The sequence below is a fragment of the uncultured Fibrobacter sp. genome, assembly GCF_937877005.1.
Lineage (GTDB): Bacteria > Fibrobacterota > Fibrobacteria > Fibrobacterales > Fibrobacteraceae > Fibrobacter.
Map to the genome: position 1 here is coordinate 1 of NZ_CALEFV010000071.1, position 1856 is coordinate 1856.

Consider the following 1856-nt stretch of genomic DNA (forward strand, 5'->3'; position numbering starts at 1 on the left):
ACACATTCTATATCGTTATCGACCGCAACGGCGAGACCGAGAATGTCTACTTCTTGAACCTCGTTGATGAAGCTGATCTTATGGCACTGATGGAGAGCGAGGAAGGTGAAACCGCCGTTCCTACCTGTTCCTGTACAGATAAATGTGTGATCGGTGCTATCAATACGAACTGTGAAATCTGCCACTCCAACATGAGCGAATGTGTCGGCAAGGACCCCGTCGTTGAACCCGAACCCACCGAACCGACTGAAGAACCCGATGAAGACACTTCTTACGAGGATATGGAACGTGAACCTTACGAAGCCTCTCGCTCTACCGAAACGGCGTCCGAGCAGTCTGCTCCGGCGTCTGCATCCGAGCAGGAACAGGGGTCGTCTGCGGCTCAAAACGAAAGTCCGGCTGCCGCTTCGCCGGCCGCTCCCGCTCCGACTAGGAACGCCATCATCGAAACAGACGACGAAGTTTTAGAGTAATTTGGGGCAAAAACCGCGATTTTATCGAGTTTAGGAGCATTTTTTGGTGATAGGTCGCACACGTTGAACCATAATTAGGCTATATTTTTACCATGCCGCAATTAAAGAATTATCGCGAAGTTGGAATATTTGATTTGATGTCCGCCCCCCTGAATCCGATTGGGGCGTTTGATGCCGAACAGTTTAAGAAAGATGTTCGCGATCTTCTCGCTGAAAAGCCTGACGAAAAGTATTTGGCCGTCGATTTGACGGGTCTCGACTTTGTCTATAGCGACGCCTACAATGCCTTTATCCAGTTCCAGCAGGAAATGGATGACCGTAAGGGCATTTTTGCCGTCCTTACCAATAACCAGACGATTCTTGTTGGCCTCAAGAAGGCTGGTCTTGACAAGAGCATCATGGTCTTCGCCTACGAAGAAGACTTGATGTCGTTCTCGTTGCAGGCTCAGTCTCCGGCTGCAACTGCCGAACCCGAAATCGAAGTTGTTCACGAAGAACCGGCTCCGGTTGCATCGCAGAACATGGGCTCTACCATGGGCTCTATCGATGTGACTCCGTCTCATTTGGATCGCCGTACCGGTCAGCATCGCAGGTTCACCAAGAGCTTCAATGCGATTGCCAAGGAAGAACCGGCGGAAAAATCCAAGAAAAAGGGCCTCGATGTTCCGTTCGACGAAGAACCGTCTTCGGCCAAGACCGTGATCATTGTTGCCTTGCTTATGTTGGCTGCTGTGGGCGGTGCCATCGCGATTTTCAGTCTTTAGTCCGATGCCTGTCGAGTTCCACGAATACACACGTAAGCAAAAAACTTTTAATACTCAACATAAGTTCCCGTTAATCCGACTCGTGCTTGTGGCCGTGGCGGCCTTGACGGCTTATTTTTCGGGCTTTGTCTCTAAAATCGCAAACGCGTTGCCGCTTCCGGGCAACGAGGAAGAAAAGCCAATCGAAACTTGGGACTACCGCTGCAAACTTTACGGTGGCAAGCCGTTTGTGCTAAAGAAGGGAATGGCACAGTGCTCGTGGGTGCTGGTTGATTCCATTCCCATTTCGCGCTTGCCGAACCCGTTCTTGCGTTACGTGGGTTCTCTCCGTAAAACTGAAAAGTCCAAGCTCCATTGGATTGCCCCGATTACAGATTTCAGTAATGCATTGCTCGTGATGCACGAAGACAGCGTGCGGTCGGTGTATTTACGTTATATGAAACCGGACTCCAGCTACATTTGGGTTTCCAAGAATACGGGCTGCAAGTTCCCCGGAGTATGTCCGAGGCTTCCACTGGAATGGTCTGCGCTTTCGATTGACGAAGGCTTTGACTTCGAAGGCCAGGAATCGCTTTTGGCGATGGATGTGTTTAGTGGCGTCGGCGAAGCTCCGATTTAT

At 50.5% G+C, this 1856-nt stretch carries 3 protein-coding genes; all 3 read left to right on the plus strand.

The features are described 5' to 3' along the window. Positions 1-473, plus strand: a 473-nt coding sequence (locus Q0628_RS04070) for a DUF4366 domain-containing protein (RefSeq protein ID WP_298768405.1), incomplete at its 5' end; no start/stop codon positions are given. A 92-nt stretch (positions 474-565) separates the two neighbouring features. Beyond that, positions 566-1237 (plus strand): STAS domain-containing protein, encoded by a 672-nt coding sequence (locus Q0628_RS04075; protein ID WP_298768407.1) that lies wholly within the window; start codon positions 566-568, stop codon positions 1235-1237. A gap of 4 nt (positions 1238-1241) precedes the next feature. Beyond that, on the plus strand, positions 1242-1856 hold a 615-nt coding region (locus Q0628_RS04080; protein WP_298768409.1), incomplete at its 3' end, for a peptidase M23.

Coding starts and splice junctions, on each gene's coding strand:
- Q0628_RS04075 (WP_298768407.1), top strand. CDS start 566: ATGCCGCAATTAAAGAATTATCGCGAAGTTGGAATATTTGATTTGATG.